At 28.6% G+C, this 22,095-nt stretch carries 26 protein-coding genes and 2 pseudogenes; 3 read left to right on the top strand and 25 right to left on the bottom strand.

The annotated features are described in order from the left end of the window. Window positions 1-94: 94 nt before the first annotated feature. The 11 genes and pseudogenes from KQI38_RS15755 to KQI38_RS15795 form a co-directional block, all read right to left on the bottom strand. Window positions 95-1,051: a hypothetical protein gene (locus KQI38_RS15755; protein WP_216561088.1), complete on the bottom strand. Its 957-nt coding sequence runs from the start codon at window positions 1,049-1,051 to the stop codon at window positions 95-97. Window positions 1,052-1,971: 920 nt separating this feature from the next. Next, complete coding sequence (locus KQI38_RS15760) at window positions 1,972-2,352, bottom strand: hypothetical protein (protein WP_216561091.1); 381 nt, start codon at window positions 2,350-2,352, stop codon at window positions 1,972-1,974. Window positions 2,353-2,889: 537 nt separating this feature from the next. Next, complete coding sequence (locus KQI38_RS15765; protein WP_216561093.1) at window positions 2,890-4,077, bottom strand: hypothetical protein; 1,188 nt, start codon at window positions 4,075-4,077, stop codon at window positions 2,890-2,892. A gap of 545 nt (window positions 4,078-4,622) precedes the next feature. Then, window positions 4,623-6,188, bottom strand: coding sequence for a GmrSD restriction endonuclease domain-containing protein (locus tag KQI38_RS15770; RefSeq protein WP_216561095.1), 1,566 nt, complete (start codon window positions 6,186-6,188; stop codon window positions 4,623-4,625). Between the two features lie 374 nt (window positions 6,189-6,562). Next, window positions 6,563-6,727 carry a DUF255 domain-containing protein gene (locus KQI38_RS15775; RefSeq protein WP_216561097.1) on the bottom strand — a complete coding sequence of 55 codons (165 nt, stop codon included), beginning with the start codon at window positions 6,725-6,727 and terminating at the stop codon, window positions 6,563-6,565. A 72-nt stretch (window positions 6,728-6,799) separates the two neighbouring features. Further along, entirely contained in the window at window positions 6,800-7,627 is an 828-nt protein-coding gene (locus KQI38_RS15780; RefSeq protein WP_216561099.1) for a recombinase zinc ribbon domain-containing protein, read from the bottom strand. A gap of 404 nt (window positions 7,628-8,031) precedes the next feature. Beyond that, on the bottom strand, window positions 8,032-8,205 hold the full coding sequence (locus KQI38_RS15785) for a hypothetical protein (protein WP_216561101.1): 174 nt from the start codon (window positions 8,203-8,205) through the stop codon (window positions 8,032-8,034). 95 nt (window positions 8,206-8,300) lie between these two features. Then, the gene (locus tag KQI38_RS22415; RefSeq protein ID WP_256312365.1) at window positions 8,301-8,429 is read right to left on the bottom strand and encodes a hypothetical protein; all 129 of its coding nucleotides are present in this window, start codon (window positions 8,427-8,429) and stop codon (window positions 8,301-8,303) included. 78 nt (window positions 8,430-8,507) lie between these two features. After that, window positions 8,508-8,654 carry a hypothetical protein gene (locus tag KQI38_RS22045; protein WP_246565884.1) on the bottom strand — a complete coding sequence of 49 codons (147 nt, stop codon included), beginning with the start codon at window positions 8,652-8,654 and terminating at the stop codon, window positions 8,508-8,510. Between the two features lie 4 nt (window positions 8,655-8,658). Next, window positions 8,659-9,027, bottom strand: a pseudogene (locus KQI38_RS22850) (type III toxin-antitoxin system ToxN/AbiQ family toxin); the annotation flags it as partial. After that, window positions 8,981-9,109, bottom strand: a complete 129-nt coding sequence (locus KQI38_RS15795) for a helix-turn-helix domain-containing protein (protein ID WP_256312364.1) — start codon at window positions 9,107-9,109, stop codon at window positions 8,981-8,983. The pseudogene KQI38_RS22850 and the gene KQI38_RS15795, both read right to left, overlap by 47 nt. Window positions 9,110-9,267: 158 nt before the next feature. Here KQI38_RS15795 and KQI38_RS15805 point away from each other — a divergent pair. Then, window positions 9,268-9,657, top strand: a pseudogene (locus KQI38_RS15805) (helix-turn-helix domain-containing protein). A gap of 284 nt (window positions 9,658-9,941) precedes the next feature. On the opposite strand, the gene lgt reads toward KQI38_RS15805, so the two are convergent. From lgt to KQI38_RS15850, 9 genes are all read right to left on the bottom strand, one after another. Then, on the bottom strand, window positions 9,942-10,778 hold the full coding sequence (gene lgt, locus KQI38_RS15810; protein WP_216561109.1) for a prolipoprotein diacylglyceryl transferase: 837 nt from the start codon (window positions 10,776-10,778) through the stop codon (window positions 9,942-9,944). A gap of 32 nt (window positions 10,779-10,810) precedes the next feature. Next, window positions 10,811-13,057 (bottom strand): spermidine synthase family protein, encoded by a 2,247-nt coding sequence (locus KQI38_RS15815; RefSeq protein ID WP_216561111.1) that lies wholly within the window; start codon window positions 13,055-13,057, stop codon window positions 10,811-10,813. Window positions 13,058-13,070: 13 nt separating this feature from the next. Further along, window positions 13,071-13,340, bottom strand: coding sequence for a DUF2933 domain-containing protein (locus tag KQI38_RS15820; RefSeq protein ID WP_216561113.1), 270 nt, complete (start codon window positions 13,338-13,340; stop codon window positions 13,071-13,073). 38 nt (window positions 13,341-13,378) lie between these two features. Next, entirely contained in the window at window positions 13,379-14,374 is a 996-nt protein-coding gene (locus KQI38_RS15825) for an amine dehydrogenase large subunit (protein WP_216561115.1), read from the bottom strand. A 1-nt stretch (window position 14,375) separates the two neighbouring features. Further along, window positions 14,376-14,969, bottom strand: a complete 594-nt coding sequence (locus KQI38_RS15830; protein ID WP_216561117.1) for a hypothetical protein — start codon at window positions 14,967-14,969, stop codon at window positions 14,376-14,378. After that, window positions 14,966-15,232: a zinc ribbon domain-containing protein gene (locus KQI38_RS15835; protein WP_216561119.1), complete on the bottom strand. Its 267-nt coding sequence runs from the start codon at window positions 15,230-15,232 to the stop codon at window positions 14,966-14,968. The genes KQI38_RS15830 and KQI38_RS15835 overlap by 4 nt, the downstream gene beginning before the upstream one ends. Before the next feature lie 51 nt (window positions 15,233-15,283). Next, window positions 15,284-15,421: an LDCC motif putative metal-binding protein gene (locus KQI38_RS15840; protein WP_216561121.1), complete on the bottom strand. Its 138-nt coding sequence runs from the start codon at window positions 15,419-15,421 to the stop codon at window positions 15,284-15,286. 312 nt (window positions 15,422-15,733) lie between these two features. After that, window positions 15,734-17,095, bottom strand: coding sequence for a sigma-54-dependent transcriptional regulator (locus KQI38_RS15845; protein ID WP_216561123.1), 1,362 nt, complete (start codon window positions 17,093-17,095; stop codon window positions 15,734-15,736). A gap of 14 nt (window positions 17,096-17,109) precedes the next feature. Further along, window positions 17,110-18,504 carry an ATP-binding protein gene (locus KQI38_RS15850; protein WP_216561125.1) on the bottom strand — a complete coding sequence of 465 codons (1,395 nt, stop codon included), beginning with the start codon at window positions 18,502-18,504 and terminating at the stop codon, window positions 17,110-17,112. A gap of 174 nt (window positions 18,505-18,678) precedes the next feature. On the opposite strand from KQI38_RS15850, the gene KQI38_RS15855 reads away from it, so the two are divergent. Continuing rightward, on the top strand, window positions 18,679-19,719 hold the full coding sequence (locus tag KQI38_RS15855; protein WP_216561127.1) for a cell wall-binding repeat-containing protein: 1,041 nt from the start codon (window positions 18,679-18,681) through the stop codon (window positions 19,717-19,719). A gap of 207 nt (window positions 19,720-19,926) precedes the next feature. On the opposite strand, the gene KQI38_RS15860 is transcribed toward KQI38_RS15855, so the two are convergent. The 5 genes from KQI38_RS15860 to KQI38_RS15880 form a co-directional block, all read right to left on the bottom strand. Next, window positions 19,927-20,121 (bottom strand): hypothetical protein, encoded by a 195-nt coding sequence (locus KQI38_RS15860; RefSeq protein ID WP_216561129.1) that lies wholly within the window; start codon window positions 20,119-20,121, stop codon window positions 19,927-19,929. A gap of 169 nt (window positions 20,122-20,290) precedes the next feature. Continuing rightward, the gene (locus KQI38_RS15865; protein WP_216561131.1) at window positions 20,291-20,506 is read right to left on the bottom strand and encodes a methyltransferase family protein; all 216 of its coding nucleotides are present in this window, start codon (window positions 20,504-20,506) and stop codon (window positions 20,291-20,293) included. Continuing rightward, window positions 20,500-20,946 (bottom strand): hypothetical protein, encoded by a 447-nt coding sequence (locus tag KQI38_RS15870; RefSeq protein ID WP_216561133.1) that lies wholly within the window; start codon window positions 20,944-20,946, stop codon window positions 20,500-20,502. The genes KQI38_RS15865 and KQI38_RS15870 overlap by 7 nt, the downstream gene beginning before the upstream one ends. Window positions 20,947-20,990: 44 nt before the next feature. Continuing rightward, on the bottom strand, window positions 20,991-21,176 hold the full coding sequence (locus tag KQI38_RS15875) for a hypothetical protein (RefSeq protein WP_216561135.1): 186 nt from the start codon (window positions 21,174-21,176) through the stop codon (window positions 20,991-20,993). A gap of 36 nt (window positions 21,177-21,212) precedes the next feature. After that, window positions 21,213-21,458 (bottom strand): NAD(P)H-dependent oxidoreductase subunit E, encoded by a 246-nt coding sequence (locus KQI38_RS15880; RefSeq protein ID WP_216561137.1) that lies wholly within the window; start codon window positions 21,456-21,458, stop codon window positions 21,213-21,215. 265 nt (window positions 21,459-21,723) lie between these two features. Between KQI38_RS15880 and KQI38_RS22855 the strand changes: the two genes are divergently transcribed. Next, entirely contained in the window at window positions 21,724-21,966 is a 243-nt protein-coding gene (locus KQI38_RS22855; RefSeq protein ID WP_216561166.1) for a YncE family protein, read from the top strand. Window positions 21,967-22,095 lie beyond the last annotated feature (129 nt).

The raw sequence follows: 22,095 nt of genomic DNA on the forward strand, positions 1-22,095 counted from the left end.
TCTTGTCCATTTCCATAACAATTGCCACAAAACTTTACACTAGAAGCTAAAAGTATCTATTAGCTTCATGCAGTTATTAATTCTTCAGAACCGCCTATTCAATATCTTTTTCTTCAAATATTAGAATTTGATTTTTATGAACTAAACTTCCTTTGATATTTAAAAAATAGTACTTATCTTCTTTCCAAGTCTGCGGCTCTAATGCCCAGAAGTTACAGTAAATTAAAATATTTTTTCCTACTTGATTCCTGATCATATCATTTAATTTCTTATTTTGGACTTTTATTTCTATTGCTGGTACTTTATAAGCCCCTTCTTCTTGCACAGGTTTTGGAGATTCAAGCTTTATTGAATAAAAGTCATACTCAGGTTTTGGTTCTGTTATACTTCTTATCTTCCCAGCTATACAAATTGGATGTTGAGGTCTTTTGTTTTTAACATATAAGTAGCAAGCACCATAATCATCTATCTCGTAATAAAAATTATTCCAATTAATTTTTTGTTTTTTATTTAGAGTACTATTATAAAATTCTAAAGTTACTTTGGAACTGATATCCTTATTTTCTTCTAAAGCATTCCTTAATTCCATTATTTTTTTCATAGTTGACAAATAAGAATCTAGTCTCTCTTCTTTTTTCTTATATTCCTTTTCTTTTGATTTCTGACTAGTGCTATCTTCTCCCAAGCCGTTTTCTTTGATCCCAGCTTTTCCAGTTTCTCGTAAGCTTTCTGAAATTAAATGAAGTCTAAAATTAAATTTGCCTAATCCTAAATCCTCTAATATTTTGTCACTAGATTCTTTTGCCATTATTGTCAAACAACCTTCTGTATTATATTTACACTCTAATAAATGATCATTCTCCTTGCTTTTTAACCTAAAATAAGGATTAATGTAGTAAGTCTTCTCATTAATTTCTTTCTTATATCCTTTTACATAGGTTAACTCCACATTACATATATGGCATTTCAAATTTCCTCTCATATCTTCGGAGGCTTCTTCTATTTTAATTTCTTTACTATTAAACAATGCTTTCCTTAACTTTCTTCCCATAAATATTTCCCCTTCTCTTCTATATGTTCGTTACCTTATAAAAACTACCTTCATAATACATTAATCACTAAAACCTCTTGCTCTAATTAATAGCTTCAGTACATTTACTTTTCAGAGTATTTCTTTTATCAAATTCACCTATATAATTGTTCCTATTTTCCACATAATATTTGTTAGTTGGAAAAATGTCTTTATACCAAAATGTACTGCAACATAAGAAACTGTGAATTATTTTAAAATTACCTATACCAATTAACTTCATGTGTTCAATTAAATCTATAGAAAATAAACATCATAAACTATAACTAAAACTCTGCAATCTAGTATATTGCTAATTTGGGATTTAGCTTATAGCAATAATAAAATTCAAATAAGTGATGAGTCTTTGATTGGTAGGCTTTTTTCATTGTGATTTGTAGACTAAAAGAATATTCCAACTCACTAATACTCCACTGAGTTAACGCTCCTTTTCTAAAATCATCCATTTTATTTTCCAAGTTACCCCAAAATGGTATCTATAATATTAGCTAATATTAGTTTTCGCATAGCTCTAGAATGAGTGAAATTTCTTCAATTTAATATTTGCTTTGATATAATGCCAAAGTTATCTGTGATATCTCTAGATCCTTTTGTATTTTGCCTTCACGAAAAAATTCTTTGACATACTTATAGAATTATTACCGATATAAAATATCCTTTTTACCTTAGCTAAATAACAACATATATCAAGACGGCGTATCAACATTCCTTAAATATTTTTCATCACTGCTGGATAATATACAGTTCTTATATATAATGTAATTCCTAAATAGCTCATTTATTAAATCATCGCTGAACATCTATTCATCACTTATGAACTATTTAACTCCTAATTTATAATCCATATTATTAGAAACTCTATGAATAATATTTTTATAAATCTATCCTAGCCTGCTTTTATTATATGTATTAAAGTTCTCAAAATCATGATGCCTTTCAATTTGATTCTTAAATTTAGAATGCCATCCCTTATCTTTTGTTACAATAACTTTCTCATTTACATCTAAAAATTGATCTGCTGTAATATCAATAATATAGTCTTCATATTTAAGCCATGCGTGAGTTCGTTCCTCATACATACCCCAAACATAAAATGTTTTTATTCCATTAGAAGCGTAAAACTTTGATAGAAGATCACAAGTATCACTACAGCATCCCCTAGGAAAGTTTTTTAGAAAACAAGAGTCTGGAAACTCATCTAAATCCATGTTTTCGAGTGTTTGTCTAAAAAAGACTGGCAGTATTTCTGAGCTTCTTCTCAACCTAAATCTATTTTCCCTCCCCAATAATCTTAAACCTTTTTATTGTTCTAAATATAGCTAGCCCAACAGATAATTTTAATCATAAACTGAAAATAAAAGAAATAATTTACAAGCTAACCCCTAATACTCTTAAGCTATTTATTTCAAATGTCTGTAAGTCGGTTAATGTCCGTACATAGCATTCTATCTACTACCACTTATTAATGATTCTATAATTCCTATTAAATAGCCAAATAGACTCTTAGCAGTTTGCTTATTTCTATGTCTTTAAATTGAACAAATCTAATTACGGTTTTAAATTATGTCTAGATAGTCATATATCAGGCGCACTATAATAACCTCTACTCTTCATATATGGTTATGCTAATTCTTATCTACCATCTTGACTTCCTTTAACGCATACTTTAAGAATTTTTCGTCTGTTGCTATCATTAAGGCACATTCTGGATAATTTGCTCCATGTTGATCGATACATCGCGGCAATACCTAGAAAATAATTTTTTTGCAATTGCTTCTACTACTTCACGAACATGTCACTTACTTATTCTGTATTTCATCTTCATTTACTTCATTATTTGGTTCATTATTATCTAAATCTTCAATCTTAGAATACCAATGTTTAAACAAGTCTTCGTTGTACTCTCTAATATTTGAAAAATAATATCTGTCGTGGACCTCATGCCTGTCGCCAATCTGAGTATCTGTCTCACCACAAAACGGGCATAGTAGTAGTAACTTTTTACTTAAAAAACAATCTGCTTTTAATTCATTAATTAAAAATATTTTTTCACATTTTACACAACTAACTTTATAAACATAAAAGGTTATGTCCTTACCACCTTTACTTTTTGGAACATCATTGTTAAAAATAATATTGACCAAATTTTGTATTGCAAACTTAAGAGCATAAATATTTTTTTCTAATAAATCAGGTAATCTTATAATATCGCTCCATCCATTAGGATTACACTTCACACCTTGTCCTAGTATAAAATCTAGTGGTGCAATTGAAAATTTTGCTCCTAATGGTCTCCTATGTACAACTTCATGCCTTAATTGGAATATTTCTTTTACTTCTTCAGACTTATAGGTATCAATTATTTGCTGAAACATATCATTCTTAGAAAACTGTTTCTTATACGCTTTAAGAAATGAATTACTATCTTTTTTATGCGATATATTGAAAAGTTTTGTCTTATTTTTAATTCTAGGTCTTATTTCATCTATAGTCTCTTCTGGCAATCTAGTTGTTATAACCTTATAGCCATTATAGCATTCTACAAAATCAATTTTATAATATGCAACTTCCTCAATCCACTCTTTAAGGTCTCGACCAACAACTAATCCTGTTTGAAGGAATTCATTTAACACAATGAAAATATATTCCCAAGCACATGCTATTCTAAATAACGAATTTTCATAATAATATGAGTAAGTGCGTAAATTAAATCTATTCAATTTAGCGATTGAAAGACTTGTTCCTACTGCTAAACAAAGGTCATTATTATAGTAAAACTTAAGCTCTTCAATCAATGGTTTCATCGTAAGCATCATACTAGTATCATTCGTTATGTTACTTTCATCAAATTGTGGTTCGAATTTATCTCTATATTTTTTTATTTGCTTTTTCAAATTTCTCTTTATATCTGCATCAAATACAAATTCATTTATTTCATAAAGTTTATGTGTATTGAAATCTTTTGCCTTTTTAAATAATTTTCTCATCAAGTTTCCTCCGTTCCCAACATGCTTTTCTAACCTAGCAATAAAAGTTATTCACTAAATCTACTATAACCTTATAATAGGCAAGTAGAAAAAATAAAATACTTTGATTTATTCTTTATAAAAATGAATCTCTATATCTCATTCATCCACATAATTTTTTAAAACTAGAATAGCATTTTGATGGAAGAAAAACTGCAGGATTAAATCTTGTGGTTTCCTATAAATTATAACAAATATTTATAGTTAGAAATACCTAATAGATATAAGGATTCGTTTATCCTCCGTTTTTTATTTTCTAAAAACCTCCTCATTTCACTGGCATCATTATATAGATTTGCATGCATTTTATAAAAGATAAAGGCTTTTTTCATTTTTCTGATTAAGTACTCTGCTTGGGCTAGTTATACTGTTATATTCTTTCTATATTGCTTTTAGATTATTATATCTAAAAAAGAATAGACTGCTACACAACTAACTACTTAATTAGTTATACAACAGTCCTCAATATCAAATTTATATTAGCAATACTATTATTTAGTTCATACCTAATTTTTATATGTAGTATTACAATATAAGTGTGTTACTTGACCATTCGCTAATGCATTACTTCCACCATCTTGTTTTCGTTGTATATGATCAACCGATATGGATTTGCTATCCATATAACCTTTACAAATAGGACATTTAGCTAGTGTTGAAACAAACGTTTTAAGTTTAATTTGTTGTTTTTTTCCTCTTGAAAAATTACTTTTTACAGAAACAACTTCATTATCAACTATTTCTATTTGTAAATATTTAAAGTTATCTGATTCCCTTAATTTCATTACAACTTCCTCAGCTGAAAAATAAGGATTTTCTTTTATTATGTTCATTATTTCTAAAAAATAATCTTTTATTGGTGTATAGGCTCTTTTAGATTGCCTATTTTTCCTAACAATTTGCTGAACAAGAAAACTATATTGATATATTACTTGTTCGAATATTCCTCGTGTGCTAACAAATAAATTAATTTGCTTCTTCACAATTAATTCTTTCATAAATAATAAAAAGCCATAATATGATGCCACTTTATGTTTTCCTATGTCAGAGTAAAAATAAATAAATGGATGAATTCCTAATGAAAACAGTTCTTTAGAATTAATATATTGTAAAATCAATAATGTATTTCTTAAACACTCCTCAACATTTTCTTCAGTTCCCTTTTTTGCATCTTCTATTCTATCTATATTATTACATATTTTTACTGTTTGTGTTACAACATCAAGTGTCAAATTTGATGATTGCAGTCCACCAATAGTTAGTGAATTAATATCATCAGCATTACTTTTTCCTTCACCAAACATAATCATATGAATTTTCTTACAATATGTTAAAATTTTATTCTGACCTGATTCACTAAACTTTGACCAATACTGATATCCCTTACCAGCTCTTACTATAGCTCTAGCTGCAATTGCATAAGCTTTCTCTCTATTTTTTATTAATTCCAATTCAGCATCACTTATCTTAGTTGCAGATTGATTTATTTTTAAAAAAGAATCTTCTGCTTTATTAGCATCACCTTCTACCCATTGTAATTGTAATGCCAAGGCTCCTAGATTTTTAGCTATTTCTTTTTTCTTTGAATCATTTTCCATAATACAATTCATACTAATTTCCAATATTTCTTTAAAGGAACCTATAGTTTTATTTACTACATCTCTTGTTTTTTGAGCTATTTCTTTCTGCTCAGGTGAAATATAATTTCCAAAATAGCTTAAAGAAATACTTCCATCCCCATAATCATCATTTATCCATGCACTCAAACTACTTAACCTATGAGCACCATCTATTACAAATATATACCCACCTTGATTTCTCCACAAAATAATAGCTGGGACTAACTCTCCATTAACAAAGCTTTCTATCATTGAACATACCTTTTCTGTATTCCACTCATTTGTTTCACGCTGAAATATTGGTTTTCGTAATGCTGAGAAGAAAAATGAGTTATACTTTAAATCCTCAATAGATAAAGTGGCTTTATTTCGCGTATTTCCACTACTCCCCAATGTAGATATAATCTCAAAATCTTCCCGTGGAATTAATGAGTCTAGTGTCACGGTCTTCATCTATGTCCCCCCTTAAATATAGTATGTTATAGTTTTTGCAAAACTTCTGAATTTCAAAGTTTTTATATTTTTAAGCAAAAATATCTTCAATTTTTTATTGTTATCCAAAATTTTCCATTTACTTAGAATTATACAATAATACCTATAATATTACAACAAAATATGAGTATATTTCCTATTTATAAACATGAAGTAAATCTGTTTAATGATTTAATATTAATTAAAAAGTTTTTTTGCTACAAAGATTTATTAATATCAGAATTTATATAAATATAATAAACCATTCCCAATATTACATGTTATGAAATAAAATGATTTTATCGGTTATAGTAATCGGAATGACACCAATGGCATGTGGCTCTCTTTAACCACTATCAGGAGTACCCAATAGATAAAAAAATAGGTTTATTTTCATCCTTAGCCTTTTCTAATGCTTCCTTATTCCACGGATACCAGTCTACTGGATTATAAGCATGTTGTAAAAGATAAGGAGATTTTTCATTGATCAATCTATTAGGTACAAAATCTGTATTTGGCATTTCATCACTCTCCCTTCAGAATATTTTTCTTATTATACCCATTCATAAGGTAATGTATGAAGGAATGTTTGTCTAGATAAAGTTAACTTCTATTTCTATATTATCTCCTTCTCTTTTCCAAACTATTGATTCTATAATTGATTTATATAATTCGTTTTGCTCTTCATAGGTAAGATTCTCACTTTTAATAATCTTTTTAAACTCATAAATTAAATTCATTCTCTGCTGATTAGTTAAGCTTTTTGCATGTTTCAACCTATATTTTAAAACCTTCAGTTCATCTTCTAGTAAATGAATTTCTTTAGTAACAGTTTTTTTTCTTATTTTATACTCGTCTAAGGTATACGCTTCTGCTTCATATGCTTGCCGTATCCTTGTAATTGAATTAAGCTTTAACTTTATTGTACTCTCATAAGTGCTAATCATATTAGTTATCTCATTTATTTCGGCATCAGCATCTTTATCAACTTCGTTCTGAATCTTAATTTCATAATTCTCTAATTCTCGATTCACTACATCATATATAAGTTGTAATAATCCACCACTATTACCACACTTATTACCAAATTCGTCCTTGTACCAACATGTTTGAATTGTTAAAGTTCCTTTTCTATCTTTTCTTTCTATAATTGATAATGTATGATTACATTTTCCACACTTAATAAGACCTGTAAATGGAAGTTTCTTTCCTACAGATCTTTTTGTTCTTTTTAATCTATTTAAAAATATAAGTATTTTCTCATGTTCTACTTGTGTTTTAACAGCTTCATGACAGTTATTAACTATAACCCATTCAGATTTAGGTAATACTTCAAATTCTGTAGTACCATACCATATTCCCCCTCTAGGATCTGGTATCTGCTTTTTGCTTAGCTTATAAGCTATTTCATATGAATTCATCATTATCATCATTTAAATTATATATCTCATTTTCGGTTATTACTAGAGTATCCGATTTAGCGAAAGCTTTCTTTATGGTGTCCTGATCACCCATATCTCCTCTACCTAGTCTATCTATATCTATAACTAAAACAGCATCATAAACCTCATTTATTATTCATTAAGCAATCTTTGCATCACAGGCCGCACACTGATGCTTTCACCTGACTCAACTTCTTCATATAATACATATTTCCAAGCATTTTTTTACATATATCTATTAACACTAATTTATGTTTTTTAAGATCTTTCTCTAGATCTCCTCTTGATTTTCTGATATAAATAGCCACAAATTTTATATAAAAACCTTTAAGTTTAATCGAGCCAGTTTTTATTACATCACCACCTTATCATCCAACACTAAATTAGTTTACCTTTGCAATATCAGCTATACGTTCCTTTTCATTATTATTAATAATTTGGTTTAGAGAGCTAGAAAACTTTCTAATTACTAATAATGAAGGTTCATTATTAATTTTAACCTTTACATCTAAATTCTTTTTAGTGTTATTTGAATAATTCATAGTATACTCTTTCATTCAAATTCCCCCTTTATAATAAAAAAGAAGCTACAATTCTAGCTCCTCTTCTTCTATCTCTATTTCATATTATAATTTTTCAACTGTATAATTCATTAATATTTCTCATTTGCTATAGCCTTCCACTGCCTAATAGTGCTTTCTTTTTCATATTGCTTCATAACTAATCTTTTTTTAGGCTCTGGTAAGTTTTTAATATAATCTCCAATTGAGTAATCTCTCAATTTTTCAATTTCATCAATTTATTTTTCTATCAACTATAAGTCTTTCATATTATATTCTCTCCTTATGTAATGAAAGATTTATTGCTCTAGCTCTTCATCTATAGTAGTTGCTACTTCTTTAAGTGTTTCTAAACAAACTGGATATTCCAAGCATTTTTCTTCTAGTAGTTTGAAATTTGCACAACGTGAATTTAAAAAAAGTATTATATTTTGTAACCTTCTCATAAAGTTTATTAGCATTATTAATTATTCTCTCTGTATTTTTATTTATAAACCCTACTTGTTGATATAATAAATTACGATATGTAATGTTAGGCTCTTTATTAATATTGTAATTAATTATTCCTTCATTAACTACTGGGATTATATTATTTAAGTTGATTGCTCCATGTTCACCATTATTAATTTTAATAAAGTCAATATTATCTTTCATTTTACTATGCTTAGGTCTAGGGGAAGCTAATGGTGCAAAATACTTTATATTGTTAATCTGAAAAACTATGCCTATATAAACTCTCTTTTCATTATTATTTTTCTTTACATTTATACTATCATATCTTTCTCTCGTAAGAATTATATCTTTGTACTGAAATATCAAGTTTATTAGCCATTTCAGTTTGAGTTAATTTATTTTGTTCCCTTGTTTCTTTTAATATATTCACATTATCTACCTCATTCATTTTAAACACTTTGTTGAGTTATACTATTATTATAACTTAAATACATTGTTTAAGTTAAGCTTTTATTAACGTTTTTTAGTCTTTTTGTTTAAAGATAATACCAAATATGTATGTTATGTTATATTTAGAATAAACAAAATGTTAAAAGAGGGATACTTATGAAATTCGGAAATATACTTAGAGAACTTAGGGAAGAAAAAGAACTTACTCAAGTGGAATTAGCTAAAAAATTAAATATTACTAGCTAATCTTTATCTCAATACGAACTGGGTAAAAGAATACCAGATATTGAAATGATAAATAGACTCGTTGATTTCTTTAATGTTTCCGTAGATTACCTTCTTGGAAGAACTGACATTAAAAATTCTTCTAGGTTTTCCATAAAAAAACCTGAAGAATATGTTACATCAAATAAAATGTTTGAAGAAATAGATAAACTATCTCCTGAAAGCCAGGAAGAATTAAAGAAATTAATTGAGCTTTATAAAATTAGGGATATGCAGAAAAGAAATACTGAGGTCGCTGATGAATTGACTGCTCTAGACTAAGAAAATATATTGATGACATGAAAAGATGTTTAATTAATGGGCTTAAAGGCAAATGAGTAAGAAAAGTATCCTAGGTTAGGATAATTATGAAAATATCTTTATGTATAGAAATGCTCTAGGAGTTTATCCTAGAGCATTTTCGTTATTTTCATCTTAGTGAGTATAGTCGATAATAAAGATATATATACCGACATCTATCTCATTGTTATTTTTTCTAGCCTGTATTATTATCACTATCAATATAAAAGGAAGTTATAGTTATGACTATTACTAACTATCCATTTTTACCTCCATATCCAATTGTAATAAAGAAATAATGAAACTATAATCATGGATAAAATTATTGCTATTTCTCCAACATTGATACTAAATATTCTAGTTTCATTTATATTATCAGAATTGTTGCCCTTCTTCTTCAAAATTCTTAAGGCGATAATTGATATTATTATCAATATAACGCTAGTTGCATGAGCAACTGTTAATGGTTTTATAAAGATAGGGTTAGCTCTGAAGAACTCTACTATAAATCTGTTAATTGAAAATCCTATCAAATATGTGAAAAATAGTTGTCCATCATACTTAACAGACTTTCTTCGAGCCCATAATATACCGAACAAAATATAATTCAATACTGATTCATACATTTGAGCAGGATGTAATAGTTCACTACCTCTTAGTACTCCCCAGAAATACTTGTTTTTCATTGCAATTCCAAATACATCACATCCAACCCTTCCTATGGCTTGTCCTAATATTGTTCCTGGGCCCATAATATCAGCTGCCCTCCAGAGGTTTATCTCTTTTCTTCTAGAATATACTAATGCTGCAATTCCCCCTCCAATTAATGCACCTTGTATTGAGAGTCCTCCATCCCAAATTGCTATTATTTTATTTGGATTATTTAAATAATAATCTAGATTAAATACTAATACATAGTAAAGCCTTGCTCCTATTATCCCAAATATGATTACATAAAAGATCAAATCAGAAATAGTATCTGTAGAAAACTCTTTTCTTTTAGCCTCTTTCATTGTAATTAGGTATCCAACTATTATTCCTATTGCAATAAATAATCCAAACACATTTATGGAATAGTGGCTTATGTTTAATATTGTTTTCATAAAGTCATCCTTCCTCTAGGTCTCTTCCTTTTTTAATAGTCAAAAATAAAAATACTTAAATATACTAATCCTCCAGCTAAGTTTGCAGCAGTAAAACCAACTTTCATGGATATTATTAATGCTAGTACTGATCCTGTGACGGACATTATTCCATTTATTCCCCACATTAGTGGTATGTGTTTTTCTTGTTTATTTAAATTTAATTTGGTAATTCCTTTTGGGAAGGCCATTCCTAAGAAAAAACCCAATGGGAACAACAATCCAGCTAATATTAATAGTTTGAAACTATCTTCTATTATCCTATACTTATCTATCATAAGTGGTATAACCATCTGTAATAATATAGTCAAAATAGGAATTATCACAAATATTATCTGTCTATGTTTAATTTTAATATTAAATATTTTTTTGTTGCTAAAGTAGCTACCTATTCCACAGCTCAATAATAGAGAAAATAATATATAGCTAAAAGATTTAGTAGGATTCCCTAAAAACAACATGCTCTTTTGTATAAGTGGTATCTCTATTAGCATAAAACCTAAACCAATTGCTCCAAAGTAAAGGGATGATTTGTAAATTTCGCTTTCTCTAATCCTTTTATATATTATCCATGATGCTAAAACCATTATAGCCAGTAGTGTTAATAAAGTTAGAGGTATTCCTTTACCATAGTCAAAGAAGAATGGCTTATTATCTATTGAAGGTACTGTATTAAATGGTATTCCCTTATAAATATCTGATAATTCAATTTCTCCTTTACTATATCTATAATATTCATCTCTATATACTGTTTGTGGTATGTTTTCTACCACTCTATTTTGTATCTTAGTACTATTATTAATATTTTGTATTTCTTCAATTGTGAAAGGCTGTTTTTTAAACACTACTATAGGCATATCTATATAATTTTTATGTTCTTCAGCCTTATCTAATGTAATATTATTAACTACAACAAAGTGATTTGGGATATCTTCCCTTTTAATCCCCATGTCTAGTAATACTTCTATTCCAGTATTAATTCCTTTAAACATATCTTGGGCATCATGAAACATAAAACTTAAATATCCATCGTCCTTTAGATGTTCAAAATAAGTTCCATATGCTTCTTTCGTATAAATATAGTTTTCAGACATACTAAGTCCACCATTATTAACTGAATTGGTCATTACCATAGATAAATATATATTATTATATTTCTTATCTGTTTTCTCTATAAAGTTTCTCCCATCATCAATGTATGCATTTACTCCTTTTTGGTTGTAAATATCTCCATTGAAATCTTTAAATTTATTAGCAGCATCTACTGTTGAAGGATTTATCTCTACTGCATCTATATTTTTGCTACCACCTAGAAGTGCTAATAAAATATCTTTTCCACCTCCAGATCCGATTATCAGCGTATCATCATTGTTCCCAATTGAAAATGGAAGAAATTCGATTTCACCTCTTAAGTATCCTACTTTCTCTAGATCTCCATCAAATTTTAACATTGGTGCACTTGCACCACCATCTGTTATAATAACCTTTTCGTATTGACTTCCATCTACTACATCTGTTCTCGAAATAGAATCCCATTTTGTATAAAGAACTTTTACTTCTGAATCTTTTTTCTTATTTAAATGGTCTATCACTGTTATTGGACTTGTAAAATATGCCGTAAAATTAAGTTCCAAACTATCTAAGAAACTTCCTTCAAATATCAATGCTATTATCATAGCTAAAATTCCTATTATTACTGTCCTATTCTTTTTAAGATTAGAACTTAAAGAAAACATTAGACTAGATATTAAAGCTAATGAACTTATGATAAATAATGTTTTTATAAAACCAAAACTATTCATCAAAGGAATTATCAGAATACTCCCTAATGTAGAACCTAATAAATCTGCAAAATATAGCTTATTGCTTATCTTATTATTCTTTAGAAAGACTAATGATAAAATCATCCCACCTATAACAAAAGGTAGACTTGACACCAAAATATAAAATGCAAGCATTTCAATATATGGTAATTTATAAATCATGACAACAGCTCCAATATATAACAGCCCTAATAGTATAGAGAGATTCTCATATTGAAATTTTTCTTTTGACTTATATACAATAAATCCACCAACACCTATACCTAAAATAGCTAGTGATATTGTAAAAAATACTAGGTGTTTCAACAACATAGTAGAGAAAAGTCGTGTAACCAATATTTCATATATAAATAAAGATGTTGACAATATAAATATACCTATAAGTGTAAACAAAACTTTCTTCCTTGCTTTTAACATAATACCCTCCACTCTATTCATCAGATCCTTTTAGTTCATTGTTATTTTCTTTATCTATTCCTCCATGACAACTTTTATTGCCATGTCCCATCATACCCTTCATCATGAATATATGCATTAAAGGACATATAAGAAACATTAAGAAAATCGGAAGTTTTGATAAAAATTGACCTCCAATATTAAAGTATCTTAATCCTGCAATTATCATTATAGGAATTAGGCAACCAAGTAACATTAAAAGCATATGTTTGCCATGTCCTTGTTCATGTCTATCATTCTTCATAATTTCTACCTCCATATTTTATAAGTATAGTTTTTATCTTATTTAAGTCTTACAAATTCTATTTCATGAGGTTTCTTACCTATTTTTATTGTGTTGATTACTTCATATTTTTTCATATCAATAGCTGATATATCTTCTGATTCAAGATTTGAAACATAGACTAAGTCACTATTAGGCAATACAGAAATATGATTAGCCTGTCCACCTGTTTCTATTGTTTTAATTACTTTACTATTTTCTATATCTATAACACTTACATCTTTTGAGTACATATTTGTAGTCCATACATACTTTCCATCATTTGATACAGCTACACCGTGAGTTCCCTCTCCTACTTTTATCTTGTCTATCTCTTTCCCTTCCTTTACATCGACAACAGATATAGTACCATCTTGAACATTAGCCACGTATAGATATTTGTCATCTGGTGAAAGCTCTGACTCATTTGGAATTAGTCCAACATCGATGGTCGATATTATTTCAAACTTTTCTATATCTACCACGCTTACATTCCCTGACATTACATTATTTACAAATGCTAGCTTACTATCTTTAGTAAAATCTATATGAGAAGGACTTTTACCATTAGATCGTATGCTTTTAATTATTTTATCCTCTTTCGTGTCTATAATATTGATATAATCAAACTCTTCTCCCTCCTGCAAATCTCCACTCGCAGTGAATAAGTACTTTCCATCAGGAGTAATATCTATTCCATGAAGGTTTCTTCCAGTATCTATTGTTTTCAAAATTTCTTTACTATTAACATCTATAATAAACACCTTACCATCTTCAATATTACCAGTATATATTTTGCTTCCATCAGAAGATACTGCTATACCATGGGATACTGAATTTCCTATCTTTATTTCATCTATTAATTTATTTATTGAAACATCAATAATAGATATAGTTCCATCTCCTGCATTTGGTATATATGCTAAATATTCATTTTCATTTTTCATCTGTGGATATGCATATAAAATGGCTATGGCTACTAGCAATATTGTAATAATTTTAAGTCTGTTTTTCATACTATCTACCTCCATTGTTATAAGAATCTATTACATCCTTATCCCATTTAAAAGTTAGCTTTCTAGCATCTCCTATTCCTTCTATTTCTAGTTGAATATTATCAACATTATCATTAATTACATCATTTCCATCATAAGTTTTTGGAAGCTTTAGATATCCAGAAATATGATGTCCTCCTCCACCTTCTAATTTCCATTGAAAGCCTTCATCAATTACAGTACCATCGCTTACCCTTAACTTTGAAAGCTCTGCATATTTTATATTTTCCAAATCAACTCTATGATTATTTACCATAACTTTAAATACAATATAGTCTTTATCATCTTCTAATAAATTATTGAAAACCACTGCCACGTCTATTCCATTCTGACTATCAATCCTCATTAAACTTTCTTCAGTTAATTGAGCTTCTTCTAAATTTATATTTTCGTCTTCTTCATTATCTTGGGGCTTATCTAAATCTACATTCTCTTTTTTTTCTGTTTTTATATCCCTATTATCGTATCTATTATTTTCTTTACTTCCAATAACCATTACTATACTTGAAAAAATTAGTATTGCTACTAAAAATATTATAATAATTGTTTTTTTCACTTTTTACCTCCAATAATCTTAATTATTTCTGTATTTTGTTCATTGTTTTCACAAAATGGGCAGTATCTCCAATCTATATCTATTAATCTTCCGCAGCACTCACATACTTTCTTAATCTCTTCCTTGCAATATGGACAATATAAGAAATCAGTATTTATTTTCATCCCACAGTTCCTACATTTCTCATCTCTACTATTTACATGTGATTTTTCTTCTTTCTTAACAATTAAATAAATAATACTTGATAGTATTATATATAGCATCAATTTCAAATTGACCACTTCCTTGATACTGAAAAATAATCAGCTCTAATTTTACTGAGATGTTTTTTTACTTGTTTGTACTGTATTCGCTTTTTTGCCTAGTTTACAGCAATCCAATGGTTCTGAACCAAAACTCTCCTTATTAGCTTCCTCTAGCTTTTTTAACCACTTTTTAATTAATTTTTTCATTATTTAGCCCTCCTGCTAATTTTATTTATTCTTAATTTTTAATATTGCAATTGTCATGCCAATATTGAAAACAGGTAAAAACAATTACAAAAAGCAAAAGATGTAGCATATGCTACACCTTTTGCTTTTTAATTGTCCCAATTCCCACATCTATTTCTTTATTATCCTCCTATACTTATTTCACCATTACACACTTTAGTATTTAATTTCCCCATGAGCTTATTTGAAATAAGTCCTACTACATAATACATTTTTTAAAGTTTATATATTATCTTATTTAAGTCTATGATGTTCTTATAAAATATTGTAAATTTAATTTTGCTTTATATCTATATTATGCTTTTCTAGTCTATATATTAAAGTATGTCTTGTTATACCTAATAACTTAGCCGACTTTGTTTGATTAAATCCCGTTCTTTCTAAAGCTTGAATAATTAATTTTTTTTCTACTTCTTCAAGTAACACTCCTTCTTCTGGTAAGACGAAGTTTGGGTCCACAACATATGATATGCTTCTAATATCATTTGGTAGAATATCTTCTGTTATTTCATGTCCATAGGATAATATAACACATCTTTCAATTATGTTTTGTAGTTCTCTTATATTACCTTTCCATTCATAATTCATCATTCTTTCTAATGCAGATTTATTTATATTCATCTTTGATTTTCCCATTTGTTCAGAATATTTTTCAATAAAATAATCAACTAAAAGTGGAATATCCTCTTTCCTCTCCCTGAGGGCTGGAATATGAATAGGAATTACATTTAATCTATAATATAAATCCTCTCTAAACTCTTCATTATCTACCATTTCTCTTAAATTCCTATGAGTTGCTGCAATTACTCTAAAGTCACCTTTTATTGTTTCTTCTCCTCCAACTCTCTGAAGCTCCTTTTCTTGCAACACTCTTAAAAGCTTTATCTGCATAGCTTCACTTATTTCTCCTATTTCATCAAGAAATATTGTACCTCCTTGAGCTAATTCAAATTTTCCCTTTTTCCTAGAAATCGCTCCAGTAAATGCTCCTTTTTCATAACCAAACAACTCAGATTCTAGGAGATTCTCCGGAAGTGCACCACAATTTATCTTAACTAAGGGACCTTTTTCTCTATTACTAAATTCATGAATTGCATTTGCTATAAGTTCCTTTCCTGTACCACTTTCGGCTAGTATAAGGACTGTTGCATCTGTTGGAGCAACCTTATATACCATTTTCAGCAAATCGTCCATAATTTTGCTTTGATAAATTATCTTTGAGCTTTCCTCTTTAAGTTTTCCTCTTAAATACTTTACTTCATCGTTTAAATTTTTATATTCTAAAGCCTTTCTGATTATCATTCTAAGTTCTTCTATATCAAAGGGTTTAGAAATATAATCCAATGCCCCTACCTTCATTGCTTCAACAGCTACTTTAGTTGATCCATGAGCAGTTATCATAATTACAGGCATTTTAGGGCTTATTTCTTTAATCATTCTAAGGGCATCCATTCCATCAATTTTAGGCATCTTAAGATCTAGTATGACTAAGTCAGGTTCTTGTTTTTTGAAAATTTCAATAGCTTCCTCTCCATTTTCAACACTCATTACCTCATATCCTTCTTTATTTAATGCTCTTTTTAAGGCCCAAATCATATTAGGCTCATCATCTGCTATTAGAATTTTATTTTTCACTTTTTATCAACTCCCTAGCTCATTGGCAAATAAATGTCTATTTGAGTACCTTTTGATTCTGTACTATCAATAGTTATATATCCATTATGATCTTGGATTATCCGATGTGATACACTTAGACCTAATCCTACTCCTTTTTCCTTCGTTGTAAAAAAAGGATTAAATATCTTTTCTAAATTCTCTTTCTTTATTCCTATTCCTGTATCTATAAAACTAATATTCACTCCATTATCTATTATTTCTGTGTTAATAGTTATTGTTCCACCACTACTCATAGACTGCACTCCATTAAAAATTATATTAATAAAAACTTGCTTTAGCTTTTCTTTATCTGCAATTATATTTGTATCTTCATTTATATTAAGCTCCATACTGATATTCTGTTTACTCAAGTACTTATCAGTTATTAAAACTACTTCCTTCAATAATTCACTTAAAGATATTTCTTTCATTTCATTTTCAATAGGTCGTGCAAAGTTTAAAAGGCCATCTATGACTTTATTTGCTCTATCTACTTCCTTTATAATTATTTCAAGTCCTTCAACTAAATCTTTATCTCCTTTTTCTTCTTTTAGAGTTTGGCTTATAGTTTTTATTATACCCATTGGATTTCTTATTTCATGAGCTATTCCTGATGCAAGTTCTCCTATTGCAACTAGCCTATCGGTCCTCACTGTTTGGGCTTCTAGATATTTTTCTCTGGATTTATCTTGAATAATTATTACTAACCCTTGAACTTTATCTAATATATTAAATAAAGGAGATATAGTTAAAGCAAGATATTTTTCTTCATCTCCTACCTTAATTTCCGTTTTTATATCAGAAAAGTGAATTTTTTGTATTTTTGCTTGGTTTAATATATCAATTATATTCTTGTCTTTAAGTATTCTCGTTATATTAACGCCTTCCAAATCTTTTTCTCCAAAAATTTTTTCTACCTCTTTATTAATAGAGGTAATTATAAAATTTGGATCTGTAGATAATACACCACTATTTATACTATCTACAATATTTTTAGTGTAGTTCTGTAGCTTTGTGATCTCAATAACCTTGTTTTCAAGGGATTTCTGTTTCTCATAATCGAGTTCTACGAGCTTTCCAGTAATAAAACCTATGGTTAAGAATAAAGCAATCTCTAGATATTGATTTAATAATGTTATACTTATTCCAGTCCTAAATATTGATAAATGGGGTGCATATAATATTGAAACAATAATAGAAGAAATGAGTCCTCCCTTTAGTCTATATCTAAAAGACGATAGAATAATTGGAATATAGTATAATTTTCTGTAAAAAATATGAATTTCCCATTCTGCCATTAGGTTTGAATAATGAAAAAATGTGATTACCACAATTAAAGATGATATTATCCAAAAATATTTGTCCTTAAAGATTTTCTTATTTATCATACTATTTATCGCCTCATATAATTTTTTATTAATACAAATATTATTTTATCATTATTAGTTAACATACTACAATAACAAATATTTTTCAATATAGGTTATTAGTTTATTTAGGGAACCTTTAAAATAGATACGAATAAAATGTAGTAAAAAAATTTTTAATAGGAGTGATTGACATTGGAAAATTGTAGAATTAAAAAAACTTTAAATACAGTAAGAATTTGTGGCTGTACTCCAAATGAAAATGCTATAAAAGTATCTAATATTGTTTATGCAGACAAACCTCCAAATGCTATTATCCTTGTTGCAGAAGAAAAATGGCAAGACGCTTTTGCTGCTACACCTCTTATTCATTTTCCTAGAAATGCACCTATACTCTATACTCCTAAAACTTATTTGGATCCTTTAACAGTAGAGCAGATATTTAAATTAAACCCTACTGGTGTCGATGGTGTAAAGGTCTTTATTGTTGGTGAATTTCCCTACTTTATTGAAGAGCAACTCAACATGTTAGGATTAAGAACCAAAAGAATAGGTGGCGGTAATTTTTATGAAACAGCTGCTAGAGTTGCTGAATATCTAAAATATCCACCAAATATTATGGTTATCTCTGGAGAGGATTATAGAGAAGGACTATCCACCTGCGCTTATGCTGCCCATTCTGGAGATGTTATTTTATTTTCAGATAAAAACCAATTACCATGGTTTACAGGTGCAGTAATTCAGAGTACAGAAAATCCTAATGTTTTTATTGTAGGTAGCACTAATACAATCTCCGAAAAAGTTGAGGAAGAAATTCGAAAATTAAATGTGAAGTTCGTAGATCGTATTTCTGGTTCTACCCCTTATGAAGTTTCTGTTAACTTTGCTAAATATAAAAGCCCTAATGGTCAATTTGGATGGGGAAGAAATTATAGGGATGGCCATGCTTTTACTTTCACATCTATTTATAGTCCTTATGATAGTGCTTCTAGTGCCCCATTTGGTCATCTAGGAAAGCATACACCAATTTTATCTGTAGACCCTAATAATCTGCCTGAAGTTATTAAGCACTACATTGAATCAATAAAACCTATACCTCAACAAGAACCTAAACCACCTTTTATGCATGGATGGATTATTGGTTGCGATAATACTATTTCTTATGATGTACAAATAGAGATTGAAAGAGCACTCTCTATTGATGAAGCCCATATGTCTATGGATTATTTACACTAGATATTTTCATATTATAAATAAAGAAGCAGAGGATATAACCTCATAGTCAATCCTCTGTTTTCTTATCTAATAAATCATGATTTTTCTTACACACCACATAATTCTCCACCATAGACTTCTCACTCTTAAATAGTAATAATGTAAATATACAGTACGACACTTAAGAATATGGTACGTATCTTTGGATACCTAAATACCTTATCTTAACTAATTAATATTGGAACATCTATGATTTTGTTTCTGCATTTGCTCCATCATATGCATATACATTTGATAGTTTGCATCTGCAATTTGCATTTCTATTTGTGAAATTTCATAATGTTTATTTGCTAGAGAGCTATGAAATCTATATAAATCATGATGATATTGCATCATCATTTCCATATCCATATTTATTTCCATTATTAATCACCTCTACCTTTTATAATAAATAGTTTCTCAATATAATATATGTTTAACTTAACTATATCGTTCCATAAAGGTGTGGGTTGATCTCTTACACAACTTATACCATTAAACACTCTTCAAAATCTCAATTACATGTGTTATGCAGTAACTGGAGTTAATACCTTCAATTATGATTTTCTTTTTCATAATGCATTCTCCTTATAGCAGGTATAAATCTTGGTACTATATTCATATATTCTAAATATCTATCCCCAAACTCCACCATCATAATTTTTTCTTCCTGTTTAGATAGTCTTAGATACATAATTATTAAGGCAGGTGCCATCATCATTGTTATTATTGTAGGCCATTGAATAAGAAATCCTAATATTATTACCATAAAACCACTATATTGGGGATGTTTACATACTTATAAATTCCACTAGTTACTAGCTTACCATTACCCCCATGTATACCCTTCCATCCTATTGCAATAATTGCAATACCTGTGAAGATGAAAATATTGCTTAACGGATGCGATATTGAATATACAATCTTAGAACCCCTCGCAAAAGCTACCCATAAGTGTCCATTTAAATGAGTAAAAGGATCTAATACTGGATACTTATCACCTAGTATTGAGGTTAATATGTATATTGTAAGAGGGAATCCAAACATTTCAGCGAACAATGCTACCATAAATGAGGTAAAAACACCTAAGGTTCTCCATTCTTTTTTTGTTTGAGGCTTGAATGCTAAATAAATAAACCATCCGAACATTAAGATATTAAGTAGGACTACTCCCCATAAACCATAAGCATACTGATTTAAAAAATGCATATCTTCCCTCCCATTTAATTAGTTTTTGTTTGCAGTTAAATATATTAAATTACAAATTTATAAATAGCTAATCCCAAAAGTAGCAATCCTACTATTATTAATATAGGATTTGATCTTACACTAGAATTATTTTGGCAATCTTCGTTTCCCCATTCCTTCACTTTTCTATTATTTTGGTGATTGCCTCCACCACAACATCCCATAATAACACTTCCCTTCAATTTTTTCATTAATTGCTTTGCTTTTAGTCATATTAATAACCTTAGTTATTTTATCATTTGATTTAATATAGCTTCTACTTTATCCGAATCTACCTCTATGTAAATCTCCCCATTAACTCTAACTACTGGACCTTTACAATGACCTAAGCAGACACATTCTTTTATATCCAATTCTATTTCTTTTTCACTTAATAAATCTTCGTATTGTTTGAACTCTTCAAAAATATCTACTCCTTTACCCAAATCACAAGCCTGTGTTTTACAATGACTGCATACTTTCACTTTTATCATAATCGTATTTCTCCTTTCAAATATAATAAGTTATTACTATCACTTATTATTAATCCTTATATATCATTTATGCAATATTCATGCCACTTCAGATTTTACAAAGTAGTTTAATATTATTTATATAAAAGCATAATATTACAAATTCTAAAGAATATAGCTTGTAGGTTTAGGTGTAGCAATTCACACAATAGAGAGTAAGTATTGCCACAACTATCTGATAAATAGTTGATGATATAGAAGCTATAAATTTAGAGGAGGAGAATTTATTAAAGAGGTAGAGGTAGGTAGCCATCCTGCTCATATAGTATTTACTGAAGATGGAGAGTATGTTTTAGTTACTAATTATCAAGATAATAATATATCGATAATTGATGCAAAGACCTATAAACTAATTAATAATCTTGCAACTGGAAAGGACCCTCATGGTTTTAGGATTTCATCTGATAGTAAATATGCTTATGTAGCCAATTTAGGCGAGGATACAGTTTATATAACTTTCACCAATTAATTTTACCATCATGCTGGACACACAATAAAGGAAGGAGCCTATGAATATATCATACTCCTATTTTTATTTAATGGGAAAGTTCTAGTTTTCCTGTTAAATAAAAATACTACAGAAACTCAAGCTGAATTT

This window comes from Tissierella carlieri (genome assembly GCF_018917285.1).
GTDB lineage: Bacteria > Bacillota > Clostridia > Tissierellales > Tissierellaceae > Tissierella > Tissierella carlieri.